This window comes from Vibrio sp. 10N.222.48.A3 (assembly GCF_041475345.1).
Classification (GTDB): Bacteria; Pseudomonadota; Gammaproteobacteria; order Enterobacterales; family Vibrionaceae; genus Vibrio; species Vibrio tasmaniensis_A.
Genome location: NZ_JBFRVX010001046.1, coordinates 1 through 1433 on the forward strand (window position 1 = coordinate 1; position 1433 = coordinate 1433).

General features: G+C 41.9%; 2 protein-coding genes. One reads left to right on the forward strand and one right to left on the reverse strand.

The genetic code is table 11. The features are described 5' to 3' along the window. Positions 1 to 527, reverse strand: a 527-nt coding sequence (locus tag AB4653_RS23450; protein WP_372105446.1) for a DUF1826 domain-containing protein, incomplete at its 3' end; no start/stop codon positions are given. 435 nt (positions 528 to 962) lie between these two features. Here AB4653_RS23450 and AB4653_RS23455 point away from each other — a divergent pair. Continuing rightward, positions 963 to 1433: VC0807 family protein (locus AB4653_RS23455; protein WP_372105445.1), on the forward strand; the 471-nt coding region annotated here is incomplete at its 3' end.

The window sequence follows — 1433 nt, forward strand, 5'->3', positions numbered from 1 at the left end:
CTCCCTCTTCCTAGCTTCGTACGGTCGACCAAGTCGTTTGGCAGCCATTGAGTGGCAACACCATGATAGGTAGTCACTAAACGGCAAGGGACTTGGTCAACATGGAAGCGTGGACACATCGCTTTATTCAGAACCGCTAAACGGAGCCCTACTTCTTCAAGATCAAACAAACAACAGAACATATCCACCAGCTCTACCATGTTTTCTAGTAGTGCTTTAGATGCGGTTTCGTCGGTAGCAAACTCCAATTTCTCATAGGCGTTGTCTGGAGACAGGCTCATAGATTTACTGAAGTTTGGATTCAAGGCGATAAATTCACTGATTGCCATTGTTAAATCTTCATCAAATGTACGCTGCCAAATCGCAATATTGACATTGCTTTGATAGATGTCTGCCAGCACCGTTGGCTGCTCAGAAGCGCTATAGCATGGAGCATGATTCGCATGAACCTTGATACTTGCAGCAGAACCAATGTTAAGTGGCTGATTATTATCGGTTGTCACAGGTTTCGTTAACACGGCATTCATTACGTCATCTCCTTGATACATGCTTGTTGTTTTCCTCTTACCGATACGAACGTTATTCTCAGTAAGAGTGATATTTTAGTTATGTTATAACATAACTAAAATATCACAAGCAACTTGCCGTACATGTTTCCAATTATATGGATATGCCTTTGCAGCCTTAGGTAACTTGATGAATGTGGATCACTGCAGAAAAACGCGAAAGCTTAGCTATGGCGTTCATATAAATTGACTCACCAAACAACTGCTTTCACATCATAAGCCCCAAGTTGGTCGAGAACTCAGACACGAAAGTGTTGAATTACGCGTTCTATAAGTTCAGAGATGTCGTTGATGTCACATGTCGTTACACAGCATGACGTCTTAAGGCTTTACATCTTGAGCGAGGTAAACAACAATCCCTGAGAATAAATCCATAACATAATGTATTTAGAAATTATGAGCAGCACAGAAAACAAAAAATCGAGTCCTCTTTTCGAAGTCGTATTTAACGTCTTTCTTCCTTCATTCATCTTAATGAAGTTCAGTGGAGAGGAACACCTAGGAACTGGCTTAGCACTACTTGTCGCGCTTGCCTTCCCTATTGCTTACGGTGGTATGGAGTTAGTCCGCAACAAGAAGTTTAACTTCATCGCGGCACTTGGCTTTGTCAGCGTATTATTAACCGGCGGTATCGGCTTCTTCGAACTTGATACTCGTTGGTTAGCATTAAAAGAAGCATTAATACCCGGCCTAATTGGTTTAGCGGTTCTTGGCTCAACCTTCACTCGCTACCCGTTTATCCAAAAAGTTATCTTCACGCCTGCACTGTTAAACATATCTCTAATCGAAGAGCGTTTAAGAGAGTTTGGTAACCAAGCAGAGTTTAATCGTTGCCTAATGAAGTCAAACTACCTATTCGCTAGTACC